Here is a 23,675-nt window from a genome sequence, read left to right as displayed (position 1 = left end):
ACGCGATGTTCTTGAGATCCTGTCTGGCCGCCCTGGTCGTCGCTCTGTCGGTCGCCGGGATGCCGGCGCGCGCCATGGTTTGCATGGAGAAGTCCATGACGCTGGACGAGGTCGTCGACACCATCAGCACGCAAAGCGGCTGCGAGAGCGCGATGAAGGTGTTTCAGGATTGCCAGTTGACCGCGAGCGGCGACGTCGATCTTGGCGCCGCTGTCGAGAAGAAATGCGAGGCGGATTTCATGCCCGGCCTCAACGGCGCGCAGAAACACGCCTACCAGCGCGAGATGCGTGTCTGCGACAGAAAGTACCGGAACAAGTCCGGCACCATGTATCTCTCGTTCGCAGCGTTCTGCCGGGCGGAGGTCGCCCAGCGTTACTCGCAACGGGCGCTGAAGGCTGCGGGCCCCAAGACCCGCTAACGCTAGCGCAGGCTTCAGGCCGCCAGCGCAGCCTTGGCCTTCTCGGCGATCGCCTGGAACGCAGCCGGCTCGCGGATCGCGAGATCCGACAGCACCTTGCGGTCGACGGTGATGCCCGACTTGGCGAGGCCGTCGATAAATCGGCTGTAGGTCAGGCCGAAGGGACGGACGGCGGCGTTGAGGCGCTGGATCCAGAGCGCGCGGAAGGTGCGCTTGCGACGCTTGCGGTCACGGAAGGCATATTGCTGGGCCTTCTCCACGGCCGGCTTGGCGGCGCGGATCGTGTTCTTGCGGCGGCCGTAAAAACCCTTGGCGGCCTTGTAGACTTTCTTGTGCTTGGCGTGGGCGGTCACACCGCGTTTGACGCGAGACATGACAAAAATCCTTCAGAGATGACTTTGGTTTGAGATCGCCGCGCGAAACGCGGCTCGGCTGATGTGATCGTGGACGCGATCAGGCGTTCGGCAAGAAGTACTTCTTGACGTTGTCGCCGTCGGTCTTGAACAGCACGCGGGTGCCGCGGAGCTGACGGATCTGCTTCTTCGTCCGCTTGATCATGCCGTGACGCTTGCCGCGCTGGGCGTGCATCACTTTGCCGGTGGCAGTCACCTTGAAGCGCTTTTTAGCGCCCGATTTGGTCTTCAGCTTGGGCATTTGGCTCTCCTATGGCCACAATAGAAATCCGCCCGCGAAGGCGGCTGGCCGTCAAAAATGCTCGTTAGAGCGTTGATTGTGCTCAGGTTTTTGCACTTTGGCAGGAACCCGCACGGACATCGCCACGGCAGCCCTTAAATCAGCCGGGCGATGAAGGCTGGGCTTATGACAGAGCGGAAGCCAAATGGCAACGATGAACCGGCGGAACCTGCCCGCCGACTATCTTGGGTTGCCACCCTCATTTCCACGCCTCCTCGCCGAAGCAGGACCAAAATGGCCCATTTCCCGCACTCGCTCTCATTTTTGTCAGCCCTGACCCGCCCGCGCCATCTGGCGCTGTTTGCCGCGCTCGCCGCGGCCGTACCGCTGTCGGCCGCCGACGCCCGTGTGGGCGGCTATGACGGGGTCTGGAACGTCACTTTTGCCACCACCCGCGGCAATTGCAGCTCGGGCTACAGCGTTCCCTTCACGGTGACCGGCAACCGGGTGTCGTCCGCCGGTGGCGGCCGGGTCTCCGGCAAGGTCAATCGCGCGGGCGCCGTCGCCGTTCAGGTCTCGGTCGGCGCGTCCCACGCCAGTGGCGGCGGCCGCCTCGCCGGCATGAACGGCGCCGGCTCGTGGAACGGCATCATCTCCGGCGACCGCTGCAGCGGCACCTGGCAGGCGACGCGGACTTAGGCGCCCAGTGCTCGATGCGCTCCCTCCCCCGCCTGCGGGGGAGGGTTGGGGAGAGGGTGTCTCCGCAAGCGGGAACCCCCAAGAGGAGAAAACCCTCACCCGCGCCTTCGGCATAGCCGAGGCGTTGCCTCGGCGTCTCCTAAGAGGACGGCCGCCGAAGGCGGCCCATGCTCTCCCGCAAGCGGGAGAGGTGCAGCTTGCGGCTTGCACATTCGACAAAACAAAAACGGCCCGCCGGATGTCCGGACGGGCCGTTGAACTCTCGGCTTCAAGAAGCTGCCATCAGCGTGGCGCCAGCACCATGACGACCTGGCGACCCTCGAACCTGGCGTCCTGCTCGACCTTGGCGAGCTCGGCGACGTCGCTCTTGATCTTGTCGAGCAGCTTGGTGCCGATCTCCTGGTGCGCCATTTCGCGGCCACGGTAGCGCAGCGTGATCTTGACCTTGTCGCCCTCTTCGAAGAACCGCTGCATCGCGCGCATCTTCACGTCGTAGTCGTGATCGTCGATCATCGGGCGGAGCTTGATCTCCTTGATCTCGACGGTCTTCTGCCGCTTGCGGGCTTCGGCGGCTTTCTTCTGGGCGGAATACTTGTACTTCCCGTAGTCCATGATCTTGCAGACGGGAGGGCTGGTATTCGGCGAAATCTCGACCAGATCCATGCCAGCTTCCTGGGCCATCCGGATGGCCAAGACGGTCTCGACCGTGCCTTTGTTGTCACCGGTCTGATCGATCAGCTGGATCTGCGCATTGCGAATATCATCATTGATGCGCGGCCCGTCTTTGGCGGCAGGGGCCGGGGCTCTATTGGGACGACGAATGGGTGGTTCTCCAAAGTTGTGAAGGAAGCGGCTATTTTGAAGGAAGATGCGTTTGCCGGCAAGCAAGTCGCTCGTGCGAGAAGCGAAAAACCCTCAAATGCGAGGCATTTTGGTCACGCCCATCGGCACGCTGCTCGACATAGACACCTTGCTTCTGTTCCGCAAGCGTCCCAAAGGTCAATGTCGGCATTGGGCCCGCGTTGCGGGAACGCGCCCGAACAGCTCAAACCGCACAACCAGAGTAAACGTTCCATGACCCCTGCGATTTCCGATGCGCCGAGCTTCATCGAAGTGGGGGAGGGCCCGTCCGCACGCAAGATCGCGGTGCGCAGGCGCGCCGGGCAAGGCCCCGGGCTGCTCTGGCTCGGCGGTTTCAAGTCGGACATGCAGGGCACCAAGGCCGTGGCGCTGGACGATTGGGCCAAAGACCGCGGCCGCGCCTCGGTGCGGTTCGATTATTCCGGCCACGGCGAATCCAGCGGCGATTTCGCCGATGGAACCATCGGGCGCTGGCTCGAGGAAAGCGTGGCGGTGTTCGAGCAGTTCTGCGAGGGCCCGCAAGTTCTGATCGGCTCGTCGATGGGCGGCTGGATGGCGCTGCTGCTCGCGCGCGAGATCAGGAAGCGGCAAGGGAAAACCAAGGCATCGCTCGCGGGTCTGGTGCTGATCGCGCCGGCGCCCGATTTCACCGAGGAACTGATGTGGAAGAATTTTTCACCCCAGGTGAAGAAAGAGATCGAGACCAAGGGTCTCTGGCTCAGGCCGTCGGAATATGGCGATGGCTCGCCCTATCCGATCACGCGGAACCTGATCGAGGAGGGGCGCAACCACCTCGTGCTCGGCAGCGCCATCGATCTCGGTTGCCCGGTTCGCATCCTGCAAGGCGCGAAAGATCCGGACGTGCCGTGGCAGCACGCGTTCGCGCTGACGCATCGCCTGCCGGCCGACGACGTCGTGCTGACCATGATCCAGGACGGCGATCACCGCCTGTCCCGTCCGCAGGACATCGCGCGCATCCTTGCCGCGGTGGCGGAGTTCGGGTGAAGTCCTGCCCAGAATTCGATGTCATCGTCCGAGAAAGCGGACGATCCAGTATTCCAGAGGCGGTGACGAATACGGAGAAGCCGCGGCCCTGGATGCCCCGGTCAAGCCGGGGCATGACGGGAAAGGGTGAGGAGACACCGCCGATGACCATCACCGCCATGCTGCGCGCCTTCTGCGACGCGGTCGAGCAGCGCAACGGCAAGGCCTTTGCCGAACTGTTCACCGAGGACGGCGTCTATCACGACGTGTTCTATGGCACCTTCGCGGGTCGCGAGAAAATCGCCGGGATGATCGACGACAGGTTCTACCGCACGGCCAGCGATTTTCGCTGGGACATGCACGATCCGGTGTCGGACGGCGCCACGCTCTATGCCCGCTACACTTTCAGCTATCGCTCGACCTTGCCGGAAGCCGGCGGCGCGCGGGCGATGTTCGAGGGTGTTGCGATCATGACGCTGCGCGACGGCAGGATCGTCAGCTATCACGAGGTCGCCAATACGGCGCCGGCGTTTGTGGATCTGAAGTTCGCGCCGGAGCGCATCGCCAGGATCGTCGCCAAGCAGGGCGCGGAGCTGAAGGCGCGGCCGGAGATGCAGCGGCATTTGGTGTAGCTCTCTCCAATCCGTCATTCCGGGGCGCGCCGATTGGCGCGAGCCCGGAATCCATTCACCCGCAAACCTTGAGGCCCGATGGATTCCGGGCTCGCGCTGCGCGCGCCTCGGAATGACGACGAGAGGTGAAACCTACGGCGGCGGAGGCTTCGCCATCGGCTTGCGCTGTGCCAGCGCGGCGACGGTCGCCGTGCCGATCGGGCCCTGTTCGTCATAGAGCCAGCATTCGCCGATCGCGACGCCGTCGGTGGCGTGATGGTTCACCACCTCGAAGCCGATCCATCGCGTCACCGGCAGGCGGTGCAGATAGATGGTCACGTCGCTGTTGATGTAGCCGAGCCCCTTGTCGCCGGCATTGGCAAAGGGGCTGGCGAAGTCGGCGCCGGTCGCAACATGAACGAACGGCGTCATCGCGACGCCAGCCACCAGCTCGCGCACCTCGCTCATCCAGAGCCGGCGCGGACCGAGCGAACCCATATGGCCGACGATCGGCCGCGTCGTCCATTTGCCGTTCATGCCGAGCCGCGGATCGGTCGGCGGCGGAATGTCGGCAGGCTTAGGCGCGTCCCAGTTCGGCGGCGACCAGACATTGCCGTCCGGATTTTGCGTCCGCCGCAAGAGCTGGCAGGAGGCGCGCGCCATGCTGACGCCGCCGGAGAAGAATTCCGCCTCGACCACACGGATGCGCAGGCCATCGCGCACGAGGCGCGTCGTCACTTGAATCGGCTTGTCGATGGTTGGCAGGCGAAACATGTCGACGGTGAGTCGCGCCGGCACGAAGTCCGGGCCCGAATGACGCTCCTCGATGGCGAAGCCGAGCAGGCCGACGATGACGCGTCCGTGCAGCGATTTCGGATCCCAGGGGCCGTTGGCGACTTCCGTCGGATGGAATGTGTCGCCGTCACGGGTGAAGAAAGGCATGTTTGTCATGATGCGCGACCTTGAAGCATCGCGCGGGGAAATCAAGGTGTCCGACCCTCATGGTGAGGAGCGCGGAACGCGCGTCTCGAACCACGCAGGCCCCGCTGCGGCAACTCGGCCTCCATCCTTCGAGACGCGCGCAAGCGCGCTCCTCAGGATGAGGGGCAGGAGCGGTGTACTCCTCATTCCTCGCTGTCATCACCCGCCTTGTGCGCAATTGCGCACTGGAGCGGGTGATCCAGTATTCCAGAGGCGGTGAGTGATGCGGAGAAGTCGCGGCGTAGTGGATGCCCCGCCTGCCGCCTACGCTAAAGCTTCGGCGGCCCTACACTGCAAGCCCCGGCGAAGCCTTGGCGTAGCCGGGTCGCGGGACATGACAGTGGAGTGTTAGGAGGCGGCTTGCCATTCCTCGCGCACGCTTGCGTCATTCTCGTTGGCAATCGCATCCGTCTCGATCGTCGCAATCTCCTCTCGCGACAGCAACTGCCGCAGCGCCCATACCGCAGCCCCGCGCACCAGCGGGCTTGCATCATCGAGCAAGCGCCGCGCGTCCTCCGCCAGCGCCGCATCACCGGAGTTGCCGATCGCGATCAGCACGTTGCGCAGGAAGCGGTCGCGGCCGATGCGCTTCACCGGCGACTTCGTGAACAGCGCGCGAAACGCCGCATCGTCGAGACGCGCAAGTTCGGCAAGCCTCGGCGCACGCAGCTCGTCGCGCGCCGCGAGCTTGGCTTCGCGACCTTCTTGCGCAAACTTGTTCCAGGGGCAGGCGGCGAGACAATCGTCGCAGCCATAGATGCGGTTGCCGATTGCTTTGCGAAACTCGCGCGGAATCGGTCCCTTGTTCTCGATGGTGAGGTACGAGATGCAGCGCCGCGCATCGAGCTTGTACGGCGCGGGAAACGCCGCGGTCGGGCAGATGTCGAGACACGCGTGGCAGGAGCCGCAATGATCGATCTCGGCCTCGTCCTGTGGCAGCTCGAGCGTCGTATAGATCGCGCCGAGAAACAGCCACGAGCCGAATTCGCGCGAGACGAGATTGGTATGCTTGCCCTGCCAGCCCAGATGCGCCGCCTGCGCCAGCGGCTTTTCCATTACCGCCGCGGTGTCGACGAACACCTTGACCTCCGATGGCGCCGTCGCAACCAGCCAGCGCGCCAGCGCTTTGAGGCGCTTCTTGATGATGTCGTGATAGTCGTCGCCCTGCGCATAGACCGAGATCGCCGCGCGCGTGCGCTCCTCAAGGATCGTCAGCGGATCCTGGTCGGGGCCGTAATTGACGCCGAGCATGATCACGCTGCGCACATCCTGCCACAGCCCGCGCGGATCGACCCGGCGCTCCGGTTGCGCGGCGAGCCAGTCCATGTCGCCATGGCCGCCCGAGGCGATGAATTCGAGAAAGTATTTTCCGGCGCTCTCGATCGCGCCCGGCGCGGTGATGCCGATGCAGTCGAAGCCGAGCGCTCGCGCCTCGCGCGCAAGCGCCGTCTTCAGTTCAGACAGCTCAGAGGCAGAGTTCAGAAATCCAGATCCACATAGGTCCGCGACGCCGGCACGCCGGCCAGCCATTCGCTCAGCAGCGGACGGAACGACGGGCGGGATTTCACCCGCGCGTACCACGCCTTTGCTGCGTCGTCCTCGCTCCATGGCACGTCGCCCAGATAGTCGATCGCCGAAAGATGCGCCGCGGCGGCGAGATCCGCGTAGGTCAGCCGGTCGCCGGCGAGGAAATTGCGCGTCTGCGCCAGCCAGCCGATATAGGCCAGATGATAGCGCACATTGGCCTTGGCGGCGCGCATCACGTCGGCCGAGGGTGGGCCGCCGCCGTTCTCCTCGCTCATGAAGCGCTTGTAGATGCGCTCGGTCACCAGCGGGTGTGAGACCTCCTCGAAGAATTTCTCGTTGAACCAGGCCATCAGCCGGCGCACCTCGACGCGCTCGGAGATCGTGTCCGGCATCAGCCGCTTGGCGCCCATCCCCTGGCCATAGGCCTCGTCGAGATATTCGGCGATGATGGCCGCGCCCGGAATCGGCGGCTCCTTCTCATCCACCAGCACAGGCGTCGTGCCCGCTGCGTTGAGCAGCAGAAATGCTTCGCGCCGTTCCCAGCTGCGTTCCTCGGTCAGCCGAAGTTCAAGCCCGTATTCGCCCACGATCAGGCGAATGAAGCGCGAATGCGGACAGAACGGATGATGAAACAGCGTAAACATGCAGCCTGTGACTATTTGATGGTGCTTAAGAATCCATCAATGTTTGTTCGCCGCCACACTAGTCCTTCAAAACCGCGAGACAACCCGTGATTTGGCATTTAGCGATTGCGGCAGCGGGACGAATAGGCGAGAAGAGCCCCGCTTTTCCAGCCGAAATGGACCGTAAATATGTCAGACGCAATACGGGCAGTGATCCTCGGCATCATCGAGGGCGTGACTGAGTTCCTTCCTGTTTCCTCGACGGGTCACCTCCTGCTCGCGGAGCGCTTCTTCGGCCTTGGCGAAGGCGCCTTCTGGGATTCGTTTACGGTTCTGATCCAGCTCGGCGCGATCCTCGCGATCGTCGGGCTGTACTTCAGGAAGCTGTGGGATGTCGCGATCGGCATGTTCACCGGCGATGCCTATGCACGCCGTTTCGTGATCGGCGTGCTGGTCGCGTTCCTGCCCGCGGTCATCGTCGGCCTTCTCGCCGGCAAATACATCAAGAGCGTGCTGTTCAATCCGTGGGTCGTCTGCTTCACGCTGATCGTCGGCGGGGCCATTCTGCTGTGGGTCGACCGGCTCGATCTCAAGCCGCGTGAGCATGATGCCACCAAATTTCCGCTGCTGACGTATCTCTATATCGGCATCGCGCAGTGCGTGGCGATGATCCCCGGCGTGTCGCGCTCCGGCGCCAGCATTGTCGCCGCCATGCTGCTCGGCGCGGACAAGCGCGCCGCGGCGGAGTTCTCGTTCTTCCTCGCGATCCCCACCATGATCGGCGCGTTCGCCTACGACTTCTACAAGAACCGCTCCGAGATGACGATGGACCATATGGGCATCGTCGCGATCGGCTTCGTGGTGTCGTTCATCACCGCGATCATCGTGGTGAAGTCGTTCCTGGAATACGTCACCCGCCACGGCTTCGTGGTGTTCGCCTGGTGGCGCGTGATCGTCGGGACGCTCGGCCTGATCGCGCTGGCGCTGGGCCGGTAATCCCGCAAAAGTCGCATCCGGGCCTCAACGTAAAATAAGCTTTTGATCGGTAGGCAGTTTCCAAGGCCGGGCGGCGCGCGCCCGGCAAAGGAGCTGAACGATGACCCTCGTCAGCGGCTGGGGACGCTTCCCGGTCGTCGATACCGATGTCCTGCGGCCGCGGTCGTTCGCGGCGGTCGGTGAGGCCGTCGCCGGCGCGGCCGGCACTGTGGCCAGGGGCAACGGCCGCGCCTATGGCGACGCCGGGATCGGGGCCAGCCGCACGATTGCGATGACGGGTTTTGACCGGGTCAGGTCGTTCGATCCGGCCACCGGGCGCCTCCGGCTCGAAGCCGGCGTGCTGCTATCGGACCTGATCGACACTTTTGGCCCGCGCGGGTTCCTTCCTTTCGTCGTTCCGGGCACGCGCTTCGTGTCGGTCGGCGGCGCTATCGCCGCCGATGTCCACGGCAAGAACCATCATTGCGAGGGCGGTTTCGGCCGCTATGTCGACAGCATCCTGCTGCGCACCGGAGAGGGCGAAACCATCGAAGCGTCGCGCGAACAGAATTCCGATGCCTTTTTCGCGACCATCGGCGGCATGGGCCTGACCGGGGTCATCCTGGAAGCGACGATGCGACTGCGGCCGGTCGAGACCGGCTGGATCCGCGAGCGCGTGGTCTCGACATCCGATCTGGATGCAGCCATGCGTGCGCTCGAAGCCGGCGATTCCGCGACCTATTCGGTGGCGTGGATCGATTGCGTGGCGCGCGGCAGCGAGCTCGGCCGCTCCCTGATCTATCTCGGCGAGCACGCTCGCGCGAGCGAGCTTCCTGACGGTGCCGATGCATTTCCGCTTGGCAAGGATCCCGGGCTCGCGGTGCCCGTCGACCTGCCATCGATCACGCTGAACCGTTACAGTATCCGCGCCTTCAACGAGCTCTATTATCGCATGGGCGCAAGGCGCGCCGGCACGAGTCATGTCGTCTCGCTCTATCCGTATTTCTTTCCGCTCGACAGCATCAGCGACTGGAATCGCATCTATGGCCGCCGCGGCTTCCTGCAGCATCAATGCGTGATCCCCGAGCACGGCGCGCGCGACGTGCTCGGCGACATTCTCGATCGTGTCACCAGGCGCGGCGACGCCTCGTTCCTCGCGGTGCTGAAGAAGCTCGGTCAGGGCGACGGCATCCTGTCCTTTCCGATGCCTGGCTACACGCTGGCGCTGGATTTCCCGATGAAGGGCGACATCTTGAACTTCCTCGACGAGATCGACCGCCTGGTCGTCGCCGCCGGCGGCCGGCTTTATCTCGCAAAAGACGCGCGCCAGTCGCACGCAACTTTTGAGGCCGGCTATCCGGCCTTGCAACGCTTCAAGGCGATCCGCAAATCGCTCGATCCCGCCGGAAAAATCCGATCAAAGCTCTCGCAGCGTCTGTTTGATGAGGTGCAGCCGTGACATCGCGCAAGTCCGTTCTGGTGCTGGGCGGTTCCTCCGACATCGGGCGCGCCACTGCGCGCGCCTTCGCCAAGGGCGGATACGACGTGCAGCTCGCCGGGCGCGACGTCGCCGTGCTGGAGCCTGACGCCGCGGACCTGCGTGCCCGCTACAATGTCGAGGCAGACATCTTGAAGTTCGACGTGCTGGACACCGCGTCGTTCGAAAATTTTGTCAGCGGCCTTCCGGCGCTGCCGGATGTCGTCGTCTCGATCGTCGGCTTGCTGGGCACGCAGGAGAACGCGCAGATCGATCTCGATCACGCCACGACGATCATGCGCTCGAACTACGAAGGGCCTGCGTTGATCCTCGGCCTGTTCGCAGACAAGTTCCTGGCGCGCGGCAACGGCACGATCGTTGGCGTGTCATCCGTCGCCGGCGATCGCGGCCGCGCCTCGAACTATGTCTACGGCTCGGCCAAGGCGGGCTTTTCCGCCTTCCTCTCCGGCCTGCGCGCCCGCTCCAGCCGCGGTGGCGTGCACGTCGTCACCGTCAAGCCCGGCTTCGTCCGCACCAGGATGACCGAGGGCATGAAGTTGATCGGGCCCCTGACCGTCGAGGCGCCGGTGGTGGGCGACGCCATCCTCAACGCCGTGCAGCGCCAGGCCGACGTCATCTATGTCAGCAACAAATGGCGCCTCGTGATGCTCATCATCAAGGCGCTGCCGGAAGCGATCTTCAAGAAGCTGAAGTTCTGATGTCGGAAGGAATTGCACTGCGGCCGCGGCGGTCGTGCGCTCCCTCGCCCCGTCCTTACGGGGAGAGGGTTGGGGTGAGGGGCCTCTCTCCACGCTTGAGACTGCTGAGAGACCTGTACCCCCTCACCCGGATTGCTTCGCAATCCGACCTCTCCCGCAAGCGGGGCGAGGTGAAGGTCGCCTCTACACGATCATGCGCTGGAATTGCCCGGCGGCGCGGAAGCGCCAGAGATATTGCGGGGCGATCGCCTCGAGCGAATCGGGCGCAATCCCGAGGCCTTCCAGCGTCAGGCCGGCGGCCTTGGCCGCATCCGAGACGACGTTGTCGCGCTCGAGCAGCGTGACCTGGTCCGGCGTCAGCTTCAGCGCGCCCGGCGCGAATTGCAGGAAGTTGGCCTGGAAACGGGCGAGCCCGAACGACAGCGGGATCAGCATCCGCTTGCGGCCGGTGATGGCGAGGATGGTTTCGATGATCTCGCGCATCGTCAGCACTTCCGGCCCGCCGAGCTCGTAAGTGGCGCCCTTCTTGGCCTTGCCGTCGACCGCATCCGCGATCGCGGTCGCGACGTCGCCGACATAGGCGGGCTGCATCTTGGTGTCGCCGCCGATCAGCGGCAGCACCGGCGACAGCCGCCCGAGCGCCGCAAAGCGGTTGGTGAACTGGTCCTCGGGGCCGAACAGCACCGAGGGACGGAAAATCGTGGCCGAGGGCACCGCCGCCAGCACCGCCTTCTCGCCGGCAGCCTTGGCGCGGGCGTAGCGGGAGGGCGATTCTTCGTCGGCGCCGATCGCCGAGACATGCACCATCTCGGCGCCGGCGGCGGCTGCCGCCTTGGCGACCGTCTCGGCGCCCTTGGCCTGGACGGCGTCGAAGGTCTGCCCGCCGCTTTCGGTCAAGATGCCGACCAGATTGATCGCGACATGCGAATCACGCAGCGCCGCCTCGACCGAGGCGGGGTAGCGCAGATTCGCCTGCACGGTGTGGACCTGCCCGACCCGGCCGAGCGGCTGGAGGAAGCCGGCCAGTTCCGGCCGCCGGACAGCGACCCGGACCCGGTAGTCGCGCTTGCACAGCGCGCGGACGACGCTGCGGCCCAAAAACCCCGATCCGCCGAAAACCGTGACGAGCGTGTCCAGATTCGTAGCCATGGCGGTCCATTCCTGCGGGAGAGTGCGTCTTGAGGAGGCTTGTATCGGGCCGGTTTGCGATGCGCAATCCGCATCCCTACTCATGATTTGACAAGCGCGTCACTGATCCGTAGTAAGCGCCCCCGTGCCCAACAGGCATGCCCAGGTGGCGGAATTGGTAGACGCGCTGGCTTCAGGTGCCAGTGGCTTAACGGCCGTGAAGGTTCGAGTCCTTTCCTGGGCACCATTTTGCGGAATTTCGACGCAAAATGGGGCTGCTTCCGATCAGTGGAGGTAGCCGGGCGACGATCCAAGCATCGCCGTCGCGACGACCCCCTATCGCGCCAAATCGGCCACGTTCGCCCTCAGACCACACGTCTGCCGGCCCGGTTCGCGACCGATTTCTGCACGAAGTACATCGCGAACAGCGAGACGATCGACGTCGCGACGACGATGTATCCGAGCCGATCGAAATGGAGGAGCGAACCGTCCGGCTCCTGCGCGATGATCCCGGCGGCGAGCACCGAGCCGAGCCCCCCGGAGAGCTGCTGCAATGAGGCGCTGACCGCGCTGAACGAGCCGCGCTGGCTGGGATCGGGGATCGCCGACATCAGGGCCTGCGACGGGATCATGCGTGAGAAGATGCCGACGAACATCAGGACGTTGACGAGGATCGCGGTCGCGAGCGAGACGTGGCCGAGATGGGTGTAGATCAGCACCATGATCACCGACACCACGCTGCCGAAGACGAAGGTCGGATATTTGCCGAACGCGTCGCTCGCCCTGCCGACAAGCGGCCCCGTGACGATGCTGAACAGGCCGGAGACGAGATAGATGGTCGGCAAATGCTGGATGTCGATGCCGATATTGTTCACGGTGAAGGCGCTGGAGAACGGCATCAGCATGTAGCCGCCTGTTGCCAGCAGCGTCGTGACTGCGAAGGCCAGCGTGTAGCGCGGCTGTCCGACGGTCGCGATCAAATGGCGGAAGGGGTTCTTGTCCTGCTTCAGCCGCAGATGCGCGTCGACCGGCTCCATGGCGAAGGCAATGACGACGATCGCTGCGATCGACAGAACGACGATCGCAACGAAGCAGACATGCCAGTTCCAGTGATTGGCGAGAAACAGCCCGGCCGGAATGCCGAGCACCTGGCTCGCGGCGAACGCGGTCTGGACGAATCCCATCACGCGGCCGCGTAAGTGCAGGGGGAACAGGTCGGTGACGATCGCCAGCACGATGGAGCCGATCACGCCGCCGAACAATCCGGTCACGATCCTGCCGAGCAGCAGCACATGGTAGTTCTGCGCGGCGGCGCAGAGCAGGGTTCCGAGCGTGAAGCCGACATAGAAGAACATCAGCAGGCGCTTGCGATCGAAGCGATCGGCGAAGCCCGCGGCCAGGATCCCCGAGGCTCCCGCACTGAACGCGTAGGCCGAAACCGCGACGCCGAATTGCGCGGCCGTGATGTTGAGCGAGGGCATCAGGATGGCGCCGAGCGGCGACATGATGATGAAATCGAGAATGATCGTGAACTGCGTGAACGCGAGCAGCGCGATGAGGAGCGACTGGTAGCGCGTAAAGCCGCGTTGGCGTTCCTGTTGATCGTCGATCGGCGCTGCGAGCGTCTGTTCGGTCATGGCACTTGATCGTGATGAAAGAGGAAAGGGGCGCGAGAAGCTCGCCACAGATAGGGTGGACCGGGCGGATTTCCACGCGGTCGCATGCACAAGTTGCGCTGGTATATGGAGCTCGCGCCGGATTGTGGGATCCATGCAACAGCCCGGCGGCCGAAGATCCGTTAAACGGTCCGAATTCGCAGGTTTTTGTGCCGATTGTCGTCGGCATCCCCCGGCTGCGGCTTAACCCTCTTCGACCAAATTAAGCCGCCCTTAGCGAATGATCCCCTAGGGTCTGACCGTCCATTTCCCTGCTCCCCGGCTTTGGGCCGGTCATGTCGCGGTCAGTAGAGCGTTTTCGAATGGAGCAGCCTGTCTGGCAGTACGAATCCGGCACGGCGGAGCCGTCGGCGGCCCCGGCGCCTGCGCGCACCCTTGTCGTCGATCTCGAAGGCACCCTGCTCCGCTCGGAGCTGGCCTATGAGGCGCTTTTCGCCGATGTCGGTAGCGCGTTCGCCCGCCTGCGCGCGAAGGGAGCGCTGGGCCCGGCGGCGGTTGGGGATGTGCTCGCGCAGGCCGAGATCGACTACGCCCATCTGCCCTATGACGCCGATGTGCTGAACCGGGCCTTGGCGGCCCGGGCGCGGGGTGAAAAAATCTATCTCGCCGCTGGCCGCTTCGCTCGTCATGCGGCGGGGATCGCCGCGCATCTCGGCTTCGATGGCGTCGTTGCGCCGGCTGATCTCGCCGCCGGTGCCGTGCCGTTCGACCGTGCCGCGATCGAGCGCATCAATGACCGCGGCACCAGCCGTCGTGCCAGCTTCCAGACCTGGGCGAAGGCGCTGCGTGTCTACCAATACGCCAAGAACACGCTGGTGTTCGTGCCGGCCATCACCGCACATCAGATGCACTTCGCAACGCTCGGCTATGCGCTGCTGGCGTTCATGGCGTTCTCGGCCTGCGCGTCCGGCGCCTATCTGATGAACGACCTGCTCGATCTCGCGGCCGACCGGCAGCATCCGACCAAGCGCCATCGCGCGCTCGCGGCGGGCGAGTTGCCGATCTCCTCCGCGCTGCTCGCGATCCCCGCGCTCTGGGGCTTCGCGGTCGCGGCCAGCCTCTGCATCTCCCCCCTCTTCCTTGGCGTGCTCGGCGCCTATCTCGCCACCACGATCGCCTATTCGCTGGTGCTCAAGCGCAAGATGCTGGTCGACGTCGTGACGCTCGCCGGCCTCTACACGCTGCGCATCATCGCTGGCGCGGTCGGCGTCGGCGTCGTGCTGTCGGAATGGCTGTTGATCTTCTCGTTGTTCGTGTTCACCTCGCTGGCGCTGATCAAGCGTTTCAGCGAGCTCAGCATGCGCCAGGGCGCAGGGCTCGCCGATCCCTCCAATCGCGACTACAGAATTACCGATCTGCACGTCATCGCCGCCATGGCGGCTGCGAGCGCCATGAACGCGGTGACGGTGTTTTCGCTTTACGTGTCGTCATCGGCGGTGACGCCGCTGTACAGCCGTCCCTGGATGCTGTGGCTGCTCAACCCGCTGCTGCTGTACTGGTTCGGCCGCGCCTTGATGATGGCGCATCGCCGCGAGATGCCGGATGATCCCATCATCTACACCTTCCGCGATGGCGCGAGCCGCATTACCGTGGCGGCGATGATCTGCATCATGCTGGCGGCGATCTGACGGCGCCTGCCGGGGAACAGCCGGCGCTTGCGCGGCCCGCCTGCAGTGGATACATCGCGGGCAGCCCGATTAAGCCCATTGTGCCGACGCACCGACTAGACCGAAGGTTTGAAACGCCATGACCGTACGCCTGCATCGCGGCGACTTGCCCGATCTGTCCCGCTACACCGGAGCGGTGGCGATCGACACCGAGACGATGGGGCTGAACCCGCATCGCGACCGGCTCTGCGTGGTGCAGCTCTCGCCCGGGGACGGCAGCGCCGACGTGGTGCAGATCCCGAAGGGGCACACCGATGCGCCGAATCTCAAGGCGCTGCTCGCCAATCCCGCGATCACCAAGATTTTTCATTACGCGCGCTTCGACATCGCCGTTCTGTACCAGGCCTTCGGCGTGATGGCAGAGCCGCTCTACTGCACCAAGATCGCCTCCCGCCTGACGCGCACCTATACCGACCGCCACGGCCTCAAGGACCTCGTGCGCGAGGTGCTCAATGTCGACCTCTCCAAGCAGCAGCAATCCAGCGACTGGGGTTCCGACAGCCTGACCGAGCCGCAGCTCGCCTACGCCGCCTCCGATGTGCTGCATCTGCATGCGCTGCGTGAGCGGCTCGATGCCATGCTGGTGCGGGAGGGCCGCACTGCGCTGGCCCAGGCCTGCTTCGACTTCCTGCCGACGCGCGCCCGGCTCGACCTCCAGGGCTGGGAGGCCGAGGACATTTTCGCGCACTCCTGAAGGCCCCGGCCGGCTGCTAAGGAGGGGTCTTAAGCAGGCCTGCGCCCCGTTTCGGACACAGTCGTAACGGCCTGTCGCAGGCTGCATATTCCGGCGCCGCCGGGTACAATGGGGCGTCCTCGATTGGAGCCTTTGACTGGACAGGCCTGGACTGGACAAGGCTAGCGACGCCCCGGAGCATTGGTGAACTCGGCCCAGAATCCAACCTACGACGCCGCGCTTGCGGCGAAGTTTGCCAGCGCGGCACGGCACAGCCGCCTCGTCCGGATTCTGCGCATCGCGGTGCCGGCGACGGTGCTCCTCTCCTTGGCTGCGATCATCGGCGTGTCGATCTTCAATCCGTTCCGCATGCTGATGCCGAAACTGCCGCTCGATTCCGGAAACCTGGTGGTGTCGGGCACCAAGATCACCATGGAATCGCCGCATCTTGCCGGCTACACGCCGGACCAGCGGCCCTACGAGCTCTGGGCCAAGACCGCAACGCAGGACATCACCGACCCCGACCATGTCGATCTCTCGGACTTGCGCGCGAAAGTGCTGATGGAAGATCAATCGACCCTGTTCCTCGATGCCCGCACCGGACGGTTCGACAACAAGCAGCAGCAGCTCGACCTCCATAAGGACATCTTCCTGCGTACCTCGACCGGCTACGAGGCGCGGCTCAACTCCGCCTTCGTCGACATGGGCAAGGGCACGGTCTCCTCGGATGACCATGTCGACGTCAAGCTCACCAACGGCACGCTGTCCGCAGACAGGCTGCGCATTGCCGAAGGCGGCGACGTCATCCGCTTCGAGGGCAACGTCGTGATGCATCTGGACAAGCTGAGCACGGATGAGCCGGCTGCTGCTCCGCCTGCACCTGTTGAACCAACCCCGCCGGCGAAAACGCGCACGCCGCAGAACAAGTCTGCCAATTCAAGATGATTTTCATGGCCAAGTTTTTTCAGCGCAGTGCATGCAAGGCTGGCGTGGCCGTCGGCGCGGCTGCATTCGTCTTCGGTGTCGCGCTGATCGCAGCGGGAGCTGCGCGCGCGCAGAACAGCGTGCAAGGCGTGCCCAACGCGTTGCAGGGCTTTTCGCAGAATCGCGATCAACCGATCCAGATCGAAGCTGCCTCGCTCGAGATGCGCGACAAGAAGAAGGAGGCGACCTTTTCCGGCAATGTGAAGGTCATCCAGGGCGACACCACCATGACCTCGAAGTCGCTGGTGGTGTTCTACGAATCGGGCGGCGACAAGCCGGCAGCGCCGGCGCCGACGGCCGCGAAGGGGGCCAAGCCCGCTCCGTCCGCGCCGATGCAGTCGGCTACACCTGGGCCGGGTGGCAGCTCGTCGATCAAGCGGCTGGAAGCGCGCGGCAATGTCGTGGTCACCCAGAAAGATCAGGTGGTGACCGGCGAGACCGCCGTCTTCGACACCAAGACCAACCTCATCACCATGCTCGGCGGCGTGGTCCTGACGCAGTGCAAGAACGTGCTGCGCGGCGACCGGCTGATGGTCGACATGACCACCGGCGTGTCCCGAGTCGAATCCGACAGCGGCAGGGGGGTGCAGGCCCTGCTGCCGCAGGGCGGCGGCAGCGATTGCGGCGGCCAGGGCAAGCCCGGGGCCGGTGCGCCTTTGCAATTGCCGGGTGCAAGTAAACAAAAGTAAATTCCAAAAGCGAATTCAATCACTTAAATCGGACGCGGGCGATCCGAGGTTGAAGCTTGCCCGACAAGATTGTATCTACCCAACGGGCTTTCGAGGCGGGATCCGCCGCTATCAAGGGTGTCTCCTGGGCAGGAGGCATCCTTTCACTCATGCTGCGCGAGCGAATCGCACACGCGCAGCAGGTCGCGGGATCACCGTGAAAGGCTAGAAGGCGGGGATGGTCGATTTACTCAGCATGTTCCGTCGGCGCCCCGCCAAACGCGGCCGGCCAGGATTCGCGCGTCAGGACATCACCGCGCTCGGCGACAGCGTCGGTGGTCTCATGGCCAGTCCGGTCCGGGATGCGCCGCCGATCGCGCGTGATCAGCCGCTCCAGGCGCCGGACCAGTTCCGCGCCGAGCCGCGGCCGCGTCCGCAACCGGCCCAGCCCGCTCAGGCGGCCGCCAGGCCCAACGGTTCGGGTCGCCCGCAGCTTCTCAGGCGGCCGGGCTTTCTGGCTGTGCATAGCGTGGAGAAGAGCTTTGGCAGCCGCCAGGTCGTGCGCGGCGTCAGCATCTATGTGCGCCGCGGCGAAGCCGTCGGCCTGCTCGGCCCCAACGGCGCCGGGAAGACCACCGTGTTCTACATGATCACTGGCCTGATCAACGCCGATCGCGGCGCGATCGAGCTCGACGGGCACGACGTGACGAAGCTGCCGATGTATCAGCGCGCCCGGCTCGGCATCGGCTATCTGCCGCAGGAAGCCTCGATCTTTCGCGGCCTCACGGTCGAGCAGAACATCCGCGCCGTGCTCGAAGTGGTCGAGCCTTCGCGCAAGAAGCGCGAGCAGCAGCTCGACGCCCTGCTCGACGAATTCAACATCACGCGCCTGCGCAAATCGCCGTCGATCGCGCTGTCCGGCGGCGAACGGCGCCGCGTCGAGATTGCGCGCGCGCTGGCGACGCGTCCGAACTACATGCTGCTCGACGAGCCCTTCGCGGGCATCGATCCGATTGCGGTCGGCGACATCCAGGACCTCGTTCGCCATCTCACCAATCGCGGCATCGGCGTGCTCATCACCGACCACAATGTGCGTGAGACCCTTGGCCTGACTGACCGCGCCTATATCGTTTATGCCGGTGAAATCCTGACCGAGGGCAGTCCGGAGGAGATCGTCAACGACCCGGACGTGCGCCGCCTTTACCTTGGCGAGGAGTTCCGCCTCTAAAGCGTTTTCCAGCGAAGTGGACACCGGTTTCGCGTGAAGAAAACGCGTCAAAACTAAAAGCCAGAGCCCCCGTTCCGATTTAATCGGAAAGGCGGGGGCTCTAGCCCGATTTTCGATTTCGTCAAGGCGTGTACATCGGGCCCGGACTAGGATAAGCAAAAATCGGACCAAATTTTTGGGAACGGTTCTTGCTTCATGGCGCTGACGCAGAGATTAGAGTTCCGGCAGTCGCAGTCGCTGGTGATGACGCCGCAGTTGATGCAGGCGATCAAGCTGCTGCAACTGTCCAATCTCGATCTCACGACCTTCGTCGAGGAGGAGCTCGAGCGCAATCCGCTGCTGGAACGGGCCAGTGACGAGCCGGCCGGCGGCGAAGCCCCGGCCGAGGCAGCCGAGTTCAACGATTCCGATGAATCGGGCGGCAGCAATGCTGACGAGACAGGCACCCGTGAGGCGTTCGAGCCGGGCCAGGAAGAGTGGATGAGCAGGGATCTCGGCACCCGCGCCGAGATCGAGCAGACGCTGGACACCGGGCTCGACAACGTCTTTTCCGAGGAGCCGGCCGAGGCGGCCGCGCGCAAGGCCCAGGATGCGGCGCCGAGCGTCTATACCGAATGGGGCGGCGGCGCATCCGGCGACGAGGACTACAATCTCGAAGCCTTCGTCGCGGCCGAGACCACACTTTCCGATCATCTCGCCGAGCAGCTCGCGGTGGCCTTCTCCGCGCCCGCGCAGCGCATGATCGGGCAATACCTGATCGACCTCGTCGACGAGGCCGGCTATCTGCCGGCGGATCTCGGCCAGGCCGCCGAGCGGCTTGGCGCATCGCAGCAGGACGTCGAGGAGGTTCTCGCCGTGCTGCAAAAATTCGATCCGCCCGGTGTCTGCGCGCGCAATTTGAGTGAATGTCTCGCGATCCAGCTCCGCGAGCTCGACCGCTACGACCCGGCGATGCAGGCGCTGGTCGAGCATCTCGATCTCCTCGCCAAGCGCGATATCGCGGGCCTGCGCAAAGTCTGCGGCGTCGACGACGAGGACATTGCCGACATGATCGGCGAAATCCGAAGGCTCAATCCCAAGCCCGGCATGAAGTTCGGCACGTCGCGCCTGCAGACCATGGTGCCGGACGTCTATGTTCGTCCGGGTCCCGACGGCGGCTGGCATGTCGAGCTCAACAGCGACACCTTGCCGCGCGTGCTGGTGAACCAGACCTACTATTCCGAGCTGTCGAAGAAGATCGGCAAGGACGGCGACAAGTCCTATTTCACCGACGCTCTCCAGAACGCGACGTGGCTCGTGCGCGCGCTCGACCAGCGCGCCCGCACCATCCTCAAGGTTGCGACCGAGATCGTGCGCCAGCAGGACGGCTTCTTCACGCATGGGGTGGCGCACTTGAGGCCGCTCAATCTCAAGGCGGTTGCCGACGCGATCCAGATGCATGAATCCACGGTGTCGCGCGTCACCGCCAACAAGTACATGGCGACAAATCGCGGCACATTCGAATTGAAATATTTCTTCACCGCCTCGATCGCATCGGCCGATGGCGGCGAGGCGCATTCGGCCGAAGCCGTTCGTCACCACATCAAGCAGCTGATCGATTCGGAAGATCCGTCCGCGATCCTGTCGGATGACACCATCGTGGAACGGTTACGCGCCTCGGGCATTGATATTGCCCGCCGCACGGTCGCGAAGTACCGCGAAGCCATGCGCATTCCCTCTTCGGTGCAACGCCGCCGCGACAAGCAGAGCGCTCTTGGTAACGTCCTCTCCACCGCATCGTCCGATCGCTCCCGCAACACTGAACCGGCCTGATTGCGTCGGCGCCAAATCGCGCTACTCTCAATTCCCCATTGAGACCGATCCAAGCTAGGCCCCCAACCAAGCGAGGCATCACATGACTCTCCGGATCTCGGGAAAAAGCATCAGCGTCGGCGACGCCTTGCGCGGCCGCGTTGCCGACCGAACCGACGAGGTTTTGCGCAAATATTTCGACGGCAATTATTCCGGCCATATCACGCTGAGCAAGGATGGCTTCGGCTTCCGCACCGACTGTGCGCTGCATCTTGATTCGGGAATCACGCTGGAGGCCGATTCGAACGCGCCGGACGCCTATGCCAGCGCCGACCAGGCGCTGCTGATGATCGAGAAGCGGCTGCGCCGCTACAAGAGCCGGCTCAAGGACCGCTCGGCCCGCAAGTCGCATGCCGCCTCCGCTGCGCGCGCCGGGCTCGATGCCACGAGTTACGTCCTGGAGGCGCCGACCGAGGGCGAGGACGAGGTCACCGGCTACAACCCCGTAATCATCGCAGAAGCCAGCACCTCGCTGAAACTGCTGTCGGTCAGCGAAGCCGTCATGGAACTCGACCTCAGCGGCGCCCCCTGCCTGGTGTTCCAGCATGGCTCCTCCGGCCGGGTGAACATCATTTACCGCCGGGCGGACGGCAATGTGGGCTGGATCGACCCGCCGGGGGGCAAGCCGGACGGCAAGGCCTGAAGGCCCGGCGCCGCCCCCGCGCCCCTTAACAATGACAGGGGCAAAGGCTTACGCGGGAGTTGGCACCGGGATTGCGTTGGAGTAGAAGCGCCCCACATCAGCACCGGGGCTAAGTCCCCCTCCTGCTTCACCTTCTTGACGCCGGCCCGGCGTGGTCACGACCAAGCTGGCCAATTCGGAACCTGACGGTTTAATTCACCTCGGAAAGCTCCATGCCGATTACCGATCTGGTCGCACCCGAGGCGATTCTCCCGGCATTGAAGGTCAACAGCAAGAAGCAGGCCTTGCAGGAACTCGCGGCCAAGGCTGCCGAACTCACCGGACAGAACGAACGCGCGGTCTTCGAGGTGCTGCTGCAGCGGGAGAAGCTCGGCACCACCGCGGTTGGTTATGGCGTCGCCATTCCGCACGGCAAGCTGCCCAAGCTCGAGAAGATTTTTGGTCTGTTCGCGCGTCTCGATCGCCCGATCGATTTCGAGGCGATGGATGGACAGCCGGTCGATCTCGTCTTCCTGCTGCTCGCGCCGGAAGGCGCTGGCGCCGATCACCTCAAGGCACTGGCCCGCATCGCGCGCCTGTTGCGCGACCAGGACATCGCCAAGAAGCTGCGCGCCTCACGCGATGCGCAGGCGATTTATTCCGTGCTCGCGCTGCCGCCCGCAACTGCGGCGTAACGCGCCAACTCAATCAGAACAGCTCAGTCGAGAAAATGAAAACGGGCACGCCCTCGTGTGAGGGCGTGCCCGCTTGAAATTCTATTGATGCGAAGCGCGTCGCGCTCAGTGCACGCTCACCGCTTGCAGCTCGTTGCTCCAGGCATTGGCGATCGCGGCTTCACGGCTGTCGGTCAGCATGATCGGCGTGCCGTCGGCGGCGTGGAGCGCGAAGAGTTTGAGGCCCGGCGCGATCTTGGGAGCTTCGGGAAACAGGCCCGGCACATCCTCGGAGCGGATCTGCTTCACATAGGCGATATGGCCTTCGCCGAGGGTTGCCAGCGTCTCGGGCGAGAGATTCTTGGCTTCGTATTCGAACGCAACGTGACCTTCACTCATGGTCTCGACTCCTCTGGGAAACTAAGCGGTCGAGTCCGCTACTCGTTCCATTATTCGTGCTCATTGATAGCGATTGTCTTAACGATCCTTTCCGGTTCCGGCCGGGCAAGATCGACCGACAACAGCCCGTTCTTCAGATCCGCACCCAGCACCAGCATCCCCTCCGCCAGCACGAAGGTGCGCTGGAAGTGGCGCGCGGCGATGCCGCGATGGATGTATTGCCGGGACTTGTCGTCCTGCTGCCGCCCGCGGATCACGAGCTGGTTTTCCTCAATGGTTACATCGAGTTGGTCGCGGGTAAAGCCGGCGACCGCCAGCGTGATCCGTAAGCGTTCGGGCGCACCGTCAGACCGTTCACACCTCTCGATATTGTAGGGAGGGTAACCGTCGGCGCCTTTGACGACGCGATCGAGCACGCGCTCAATCTCGTCGAAGCCCAGAAGGAACGGACTGGAAAGCGTGGGAACACGAGACATAGTTTACAAAGTCCTCTCGAAGCGACTTTGGTGTTTCAGGGCCCGAAATCGGCACCCCTTGGTCAACAATATGGTCATATCCCCGTGCGGGTTCAAGCACCTAGCCGGGACCTGTGGATTGGCCGATTCGGGGCGGCGCCAAGTGCCGAATTCGGAATCTCGCGCCATAATCTTAAGATCCGCCCCCACACCGGCTACTTTGCATGGGGTTGTTTTCGATATTTTGATGGACCCGCGACGGAAAGCCTCAGGCCTCGATCCGCTTCCGGCCGTCGCCGCTGAACAGATGCAGCTTCTCGCGCACCGCGGCGACGCGGATCTTCTGGCCGATGGCCGGGGCCTTGGTTCCGGGGATGCGGACGATGACCTCGCCGGGCGGCAGCTCGCCGGGAGTGGCGGCGACGCGCTGCTCGTCCTGCTGGCGCGAGCCATAGACGAAGGTCTCGGCCCCGACGCGCTCGATCGCTTCCACGGCGAGCGGAAGCGCAACGCCACCGGCCGGCGCCTGGTCGGTGATGACGAAATCCTCGGGGCGGATGCCGAGGATGCCGGCCTCGGCCGCACGGCCGTCGCCGAGCTGCGACCTGATCTCGTCGGGACGCGTCGACATCAGGTTCATCGGCGGGGCGCCGATGAAGGAGGCGACGAAGGTCGTGGCCGGCTTCTCGTAGATCGCCAGCGGATTGCCGATCTGCTCGACCTGGCCGCCATTCATCACGACCAGGATGTCGGCGAGCGTCATCGCCTCGAGCTGGTCGTGGGTGACGTAGATCGATGTCGTGTTCAGCCGGCGCTGCAATTTGCGGATCTCGACCCGCATCGCGATGCGCAGCTTGGCATCGAGATTGGAGAGCGGCTCGTCGAACAGGAACACTTTCGGCTGGCGCACGATGGCGCGGCCCATGGCGACGCGCTGGCGCTGGCCGCCGGAGAGCTGGCGCGGCTTGCGCTCCAGCATCGGCGCGAGCTCGAGGATGCGCGCGGCTTCCTCGACGCGGGTCTTGATCTCGGCCTCCGCCATGCCGCGGTTGCGCAAACCGTAGGCCATGTTGTTGTAGACGCTCATATGCGGGTAGAGCGCGTAGTTCTGGAACACCATCGCGATGTCGCGATCGGCGGG

The 23,675-nt window shown here is 64.3% G+C and carries 26 protein-coding genes and 1 tRNA gene; 16 read left to right on the top strand and 11 right to left on the bottom strand.

What is annotated here, in order from left to right:
* Positions 1 to 5: 5 nt before the first annotated feature.
* Positions 6 to 419: a hypothetical protein gene (locus AXW67_RS34180; RefSeq protein WP_063681459.1), complete on the top strand. Its 414-nt coding sequence runs from the start codon at positions 6 to 8 to the stop codon at positions 417 to 419.
* Between the two features lie 14 nt (positions 420 to 433).
* On the opposite strand, the gene rplT is transcribed toward AXW67_RS34180, so the two are convergent.
* Both rplT and rpmI read right to left on the bottom strand, forming a co-directional pair.
* Entirely contained in the window at positions 434 to 793 is a 360-nt protein-coding gene (gene rplT / locus AXW67_RS34175) for a 50S ribosomal protein L20 (protein WP_027550107.1), read from the bottom strand.
* 79 nt (positions 794 to 872) lie between these two features.
* Positions 873 to 1,073 carry a 50S ribosomal protein L35 gene (gene rpmI, locus AXW67_RS34170; RefSeq protein WP_008539890.1) on the bottom strand — a complete coding sequence of 67 codons (201 nt, stop codon included), beginning with the start codon at positions 1,071 to 1,073 and terminating at the stop codon, positions 873 to 875.
* A 273-nt stretch (positions 1,074 to 1,346) separates the two neighbouring features.
* Here rpmI and AXW67_RS34165 point away from each other — a divergent pair, with 273 nt between their 5' ends.
* Complete coding sequence (locus tag AXW67_RS34165) at positions 1,347 to 1,751, top strand: hypothetical protein (protein ID WP_063681458.1); 405 nt, start codon at positions 1,347 to 1,349, stop codon at positions 1,749 to 1,751.
* Positions 1,752 to 2,033: 282 nt separating this feature from the next.
* On the opposite strand, the gene infC is transcribed toward AXW67_RS34165, so the two are convergent.
* Positions 2,034 to 2,573, bottom strand: coding sequence for a translation initiation factor IF-3 (gene infC, locus AXW67_RS34160; RefSeq protein ID WP_082908139.1), 540 nt, complete (start codon positions 2,571 to 2,573; stop codon positions 2,034 to 2,036).
* A 252-nt stretch (positions 2,574 to 2,825) separates the two neighbouring features.
* On the opposite strand from infC, the gene AXW67_RS34155 reads away from it, so the two are divergent.
* Positions 2,826 to 3,617 (top strand): alpha/beta hydrolase, encoded by a 792-nt coding sequence (locus tag AXW67_RS34155; RefSeq protein ID WP_063681456.1) that lies wholly within the window; start codon positions 2,826 to 2,828, stop codon positions 3,615 to 3,617.
* A 143-nt stretch (positions 3,618 to 3,760) separates the two neighbouring features.
* Positions 3,761 to 4,228 (top strand): nuclear transport factor 2 family protein, encoded by a 468-nt coding sequence (locus tag AXW67_RS34150; RefSeq protein ID WP_063681563.1) that lies wholly within the window; start codon positions 3,761 to 3,763, stop codon positions 4,226 to 4,228.
* A gap of 132 nt (positions 4,229 to 4,360) precedes the next feature.
* Here the strand turns inward: AXW67_RS34150 and AXW67_RS34145 are convergent, their stop codons facing one another.
* The 3 genes from AXW67_RS34145 to AXW67_RS34135 form a co-directional block, all read right to left on the bottom strand.
* The gene (locus tag AXW67_RS34145) at positions 4,361 to 5,158 is read right to left on the bottom strand and encodes an acyl-CoA thioesterase domain-containing protein (protein WP_063681455.1); all 798 of its coding nucleotides are present in this window, start codon (positions 5,156 to 5,158) and stop codon (positions 4,361 to 4,363) included.
* A gap of 378 nt (positions 5,159 to 5,536) precedes the next feature.
* A complete protein-coding gene (gene queG / locus AXW67_RS34140; RefSeq protein WP_063681454.1) occupies positions 5,537 to 6,718 on the bottom strand; it encodes a tRNA epoxyqueuosine(34) reductase QueG in 1,182 nt (393 codons plus the stop codon).
* On the bottom strand, positions 6,667 to 7,359 hold the full coding sequence (locus tag AXW67_RS34135; protein WP_027550100.1) for a glutathione S-transferase family protein: 693 nt from the start codon (positions 7,357 to 7,359) through the stop codon (positions 6,667 to 6,669). Before AXW67_RS34135 ends, queG begins: the two co-directional genes overlap by 52 nt.
* 168 nt (positions 7,360 to 7,527) lie before the next feature.
* On the opposite strand from AXW67_RS34135, the gene AXW67_RS34130 reads away from it, so the two are divergent.
* The 3 genes from AXW67_RS34130 to AXW67_RS34120 all read left to right on the top strand — a co-directional run bounded on the left by AXW67_RS34130 (position 7,528) and on the right by AXW67_RS34120 (position 10,509).
* On the top strand, positions 7,528 to 8,334 hold the full coding sequence (locus AXW67_RS34130; RefSeq protein ID WP_063681453.1) for an undecaprenyl-diphosphate phosphatase: 807 nt from the start codon (positions 7,528 to 7,530) through the stop codon (positions 8,332 to 8,334).
* 100 nt (positions 8,335 to 8,434) lie between these two features.
* Positions 8,435 to 9,772 (top strand): FAD-binding oxidoreductase, encoded by a 1,338-nt coding sequence (locus AXW67_RS34125; RefSeq protein WP_063681452.1) that lies wholly within the window; start codon positions 8,435 to 8,437, stop codon positions 9,770 to 9,772.
* Positions 9,769 to 10,509, top strand: a complete 741-nt coding sequence (locus tag AXW67_RS34120) for an SDR family oxidoreductase (protein ID WP_063681451.1) — start codon at positions 9,769 to 9,771, stop codon at positions 10,507 to 10,509. The genes AXW67_RS34125 and AXW67_RS34120 overlap by 4 nt, the downstream gene beginning before the upstream one ends.
* A 183-nt stretch (positions 10,510 to 10,692) precedes the next feature.
* Here AXW67_RS34120 and AXW67_RS34115 read toward each other — a convergent pair whose 3' ends face one another.
* Positions 10,693 to 11,658, bottom strand: coding sequence for a complex I NDUFA9 subunit family protein (locus tag AXW67_RS34115; protein WP_063681450.1), 966 nt, complete (start codon positions 11,656 to 11,658; stop codon positions 10,693 to 10,695).
* Positions 11,659 to 11,797: 139 nt separating this feature from the next.
* Between AXW67_RS34115 and AXW67_RS34110 the strand changes: the two genes are divergently transcribed.
* A tRNA-Leu gene (locus AXW67_RS34110) sits at positions 11,798 to 11,884 on the top strand.
* 118 nt (positions 11,885 to 12,002) lie between these two features.
* On the opposite strand, the gene AXW67_RS34105 is transcribed toward AXW67_RS34110, so the two are convergent.
* Positions 12,003 to 13,274 carry an MFS transporter gene (locus tag AXW67_RS34105; protein WP_063681449.1) on the bottom strand — a complete coding sequence of 424 codons (1,272 nt, stop codon included), beginning with the start codon at positions 13,272 to 13,274 and terminating at the stop codon, positions 12,003 to 12,005.
* A 341-nt stretch (positions 13,275 to 13,615) separates the two neighbouring features.
* On the opposite strand from AXW67_RS34105, the gene AXW67_RS34100 reads away from it, so the two are divergent.
* The 8 genes from AXW67_RS34100 (at position 13,616) to ptsN (ending at position 21,701) form a co-directional block, all read left to right on the top strand.
* Positions 13,616 to 14,941, top strand: a complete 1,326-nt coding sequence (locus AXW67_RS34100; RefSeq protein ID WP_063681448.1) for a UbiA family prenyltransferase — start codon at positions 13,616 to 13,618, stop codon at positions 14,939 to 14,941.
* Positions 14,942 to 15,059: 118 nt separating this feature from the next.
* The gene (locus AXW67_RS34095; RefSeq protein WP_063681447.1) at positions 15,060 to 15,674 is read left to right on the top strand and encodes a ribonuclease D; all 615 of its coding nucleotides are present in this window, start codon (positions 15,060 to 15,062) and stop codon (positions 15,672 to 15,674) included.
* Positions 15,675 to 15,857: 183 nt separating this feature from the next.
* On the top strand, positions 15,858 to 16,598 hold the full coding sequence (gene lptC / locus AXW67_RS34090; RefSeq protein ID WP_027550092.1) for an LPS export ABC transporter periplasmic protein LptC: 741 nt from the start codon (positions 15,858 to 15,860) through the stop codon (positions 16,596 to 16,598).
* A complete protein-coding gene (locus tag AXW67_RS34085; protein ID WP_145928056.1) occupies positions 16,595 to 17,326 on the top strand; it encodes an LptA/OstA family protein in 732 nt (243 codons plus the stop codon). Before lptC ends, AXW67_RS34085 begins: the two co-directional genes overlap by 4 nt.
* A gap of 217 nt (positions 17,327 to 17,543) precedes the next feature.
* Positions 17,544 to 18,533: an LPS export ABC transporter ATP-binding protein gene (gene lptB / locus AXW67_RS34080; RefSeq protein WP_063681446.1), complete on the top strand. Its 990-nt coding sequence runs from the start codon at positions 17,544 to 17,546 to the stop codon at positions 18,531 to 18,533.
* A gap of 195 nt (positions 18,534 to 18,728) precedes the next feature.
* Entirely contained in the window at positions 18,729 to 20,345 is a 1,617-nt protein-coding gene (gene rpoN / locus AXW67_RS34075; protein WP_063681445.1) for an RNA polymerase factor sigma-54, read from the top strand.
* A gap of 82 nt (positions 20,346 to 20,427) precedes the next feature.
* Positions 20,428 to 21,027, top strand: coding sequence for a ribosome hibernation-promoting factor, HPF/YfiA family (gene hpf, locus AXW67_RS34070; RefSeq protein WP_027550088.1), 600 nt, complete (start codon positions 20,428 to 20,430; stop codon positions 21,025 to 21,027).
* Between the two features lie 212 nt (positions 21,028 to 21,239).
* Positions 21,240 to 21,701: a PTS IIA-like nitrogen regulatory protein PtsN gene (gene ptsN, locus AXW67_RS34065; RefSeq protein ID WP_063681444.1), complete on the top strand. Its 462-nt coding sequence runs from the start codon at positions 21,240 to 21,242 to the stop codon at positions 21,699 to 21,701.
* Between the two features lie 105 nt (positions 21,702 to 21,806).
* Here the strand turns inward: ptsN and AXW67_RS34060 are convergent, their stop codons facing one another.
* The 3 genes from AXW67_RS34060 to AXW67_RS34050 form a co-directional block, all read right to left on the bottom strand.
* Positions 21,807 to 22,079 (bottom strand): BQ00720 family protein, encoded by a 273-nt coding sequence (locus AXW67_RS34060; RefSeq protein WP_027550086.1) that lies wholly within the window; start codon positions 22,077 to 22,079, stop codon positions 21,807 to 21,809.
* Positions 22,080 to 22,129: 50 nt separating this feature from the next.
* The gene (locus AXW67_RS34055) at positions 22,130 to 22,555 is read right to left on the bottom strand and encodes an Hsp20 family protein (protein ID WP_027550085.1); all 426 of its coding nucleotides are present in this window, start codon (positions 22,553 to 22,555) and stop codon (positions 22,130 to 22,132) included.
* A 247-nt stretch (positions 22,556 to 22,802) separates the two neighbouring features.
* On the bottom strand, positions 22,803 to 23,675 hold an 873-nt coding region (locus AXW67_RS34050; RefSeq protein WP_245315805.1), incomplete at its 5' end, for an ATP-binding cassette domain-containing protein.

It is taken from the genome of Bradyrhizobium neotropicale (genome assembly GCF_001641695.1).
Taxonomy (GTDB): domain Bacteria; phylum Pseudomonadota; class Alphaproteobacteria; order Rhizobiales; family Xanthobacteraceae; genus Bradyrhizobium; species Bradyrhizobium neotropicale.
This window is presented reverse-complemented; position numbering and strand designations above follow the sequence as displayed.

What these genes read in the sequence shown, in the direction of transcription:
- AXW67_RS34155 (WP_063681456.1), top strand. Translation starts at nt 2,826, where the DNA reads ATGACCCCTGCGATTTCCGATGCGCCGAGCTTCATCGAAGTGGGGGAG.
- AXW67_RS34125 (WP_063681452.1), top strand. Translation starts at nt 8,435, where the DNA reads ATGACCCTCGTCAGCGGCTGGGGACGCTTCCCGGTCGTCGATACCGAT.
- lptB (WP_063681446.1), top strand. Translation starts at nt 17,544, where the DNA reads ATGGTCGATTTACTCAGCATGTTCCGTCGGCGCCCCGCCAAACGCGGC.
- AXW67_RS34055 (WP_027550085.1), bottom strand. Translation starts at nt 22,555, where the DNA reads ATGTCTCGTGTTCCCACGCTTTCCAGTCCGTTCCTTCTGGGCTTCGAC.
- AXW67_RS34135 (WP_027550100.1), bottom strand. Translation starts at nt 7,359, where the DNA reads ATGTTTACGCTGTTTCATCATCCGTTCTGTCCGCATTCGCGCTTCATT.
- AXW67_RS34130 (WP_063681453.1), top strand. Translation starts at nt 7,528, where the DNA reads ATGTCAGACGCAATACGGGCAGTGATCCTCGGCATCATCGAGGGCGTG.
- AXW67_RS34095 (WP_063681447.1), top strand. Translation starts at nt 15,060, where the DNA reads ATGACCGTACGCCTGCATCGCGGCGACTTGCCCGATCTGTCCCGCTAC.
- AXW67_RS34060 (WP_027550086.1), bottom strand. Translation starts at nt 22,079, where the DNA reads ATGAGTGAAGGTCACGTTGCGTTCGAATACGAAGCCAAGAATCTCTCG.
- AXW67_RS34105 (WP_063681449.1), bottom strand. Translation starts at nt 13,274, where the DNA reads ATGACCGAACAGACGCTCGCAGCGCCGATCGACGATCAACAGGAACGC.
- AXW67_RS34180 (WP_063681459.1), top strand. Translation starts at nt 6, where the DNA reads ATGTTCTTGAGATCCTGTCTGGCCGCCCTGGTCGTCGCTCTGTCGGTC.
- AXW67_RS34115 (WP_063681450.1), bottom strand. Translation starts at nt 11,658, where the DNA reads ATGGCTACGAATCTGGACACGCTCGTCACGGTTTTCGGCGGATCGGGG.
- AXW67_RS34165 (WP_063681458.1), top strand. Translation starts at nt 1,347, where the DNA reads ATGGCCCATTTCCCGCACTCGCTCTCATTTTTGTCAGCCCTGACCCGC.
- rpoN (WP_063681445.1), top strand. Translation starts at nt 18,729, where the DNA reads ATGGCGCTGACGCAGAGATTAGAGTTCCGGCAGTCGCAGTCGCTGGTG.
- AXW67_RS34085 (WP_145928056.1), top strand. Translation starts at nt 16,595, where the DNA reads ATGATTTTCATGGCCAAGTTTTTTCAGCGCAGTGCATGCAAGGCTGGC.
- rpmI (WP_008539890.1), bottom strand. Translation starts at nt 1,073, where the DNA reads ATGCCCAAGCTGAAGACCAAATCGGGCGCTAAAAAGCGCTTCAAGGTG.
- rplT (WP_027550107.1), bottom strand. Translation starts at nt 793, where the DNA reads ATGTCTCGCGTCAAACGCGGTGTGACCGCCCACGCCAAGCACAAGAAA.
- AXW67_RS34150 (WP_063681563.1), top strand. Translation starts at nt 3,761, where the DNA reads ATGACCATCACCGCCATGCTGCGCGCCTTCTGCGACGCGGTCGAGCAG.
- ptsN (WP_063681444.1), top strand. Translation starts at nt 21,240, where the DNA reads ATGCCGATTACCGATCTGGTCGCACCCGAGGCGATTCTCCCGGCATTG.
- hpf (WP_027550088.1), top strand. Translation starts at nt 20,428, where the DNA reads ATGACTCTCCGGATCTCGGGAAAAAGCATCAGCGTCGGCGACGCCTTG.
- AXW67_RS34145 (WP_063681455.1), bottom strand. Translation starts at nt 5,158, where the DNA reads ATGACAAACATGCCTTTCTTCACCCGTGACGGCGACACATTCCATCCG.
- AXW67_RS34100 (WP_063681448.1), top strand. Translation starts at nt 13,616, where the DNA reads ATGGAGCAGCCTGTCTGGCAGTACGAATCCGGCACGGCGGAGCCGTCG.
- queG (WP_063681454.1), bottom strand. Translation starts at nt 6,718, where the DNA reads ATGGCTGGCCGGCGTGCCGGCGTCGCGGACCTATGTGGATCTGGATTT.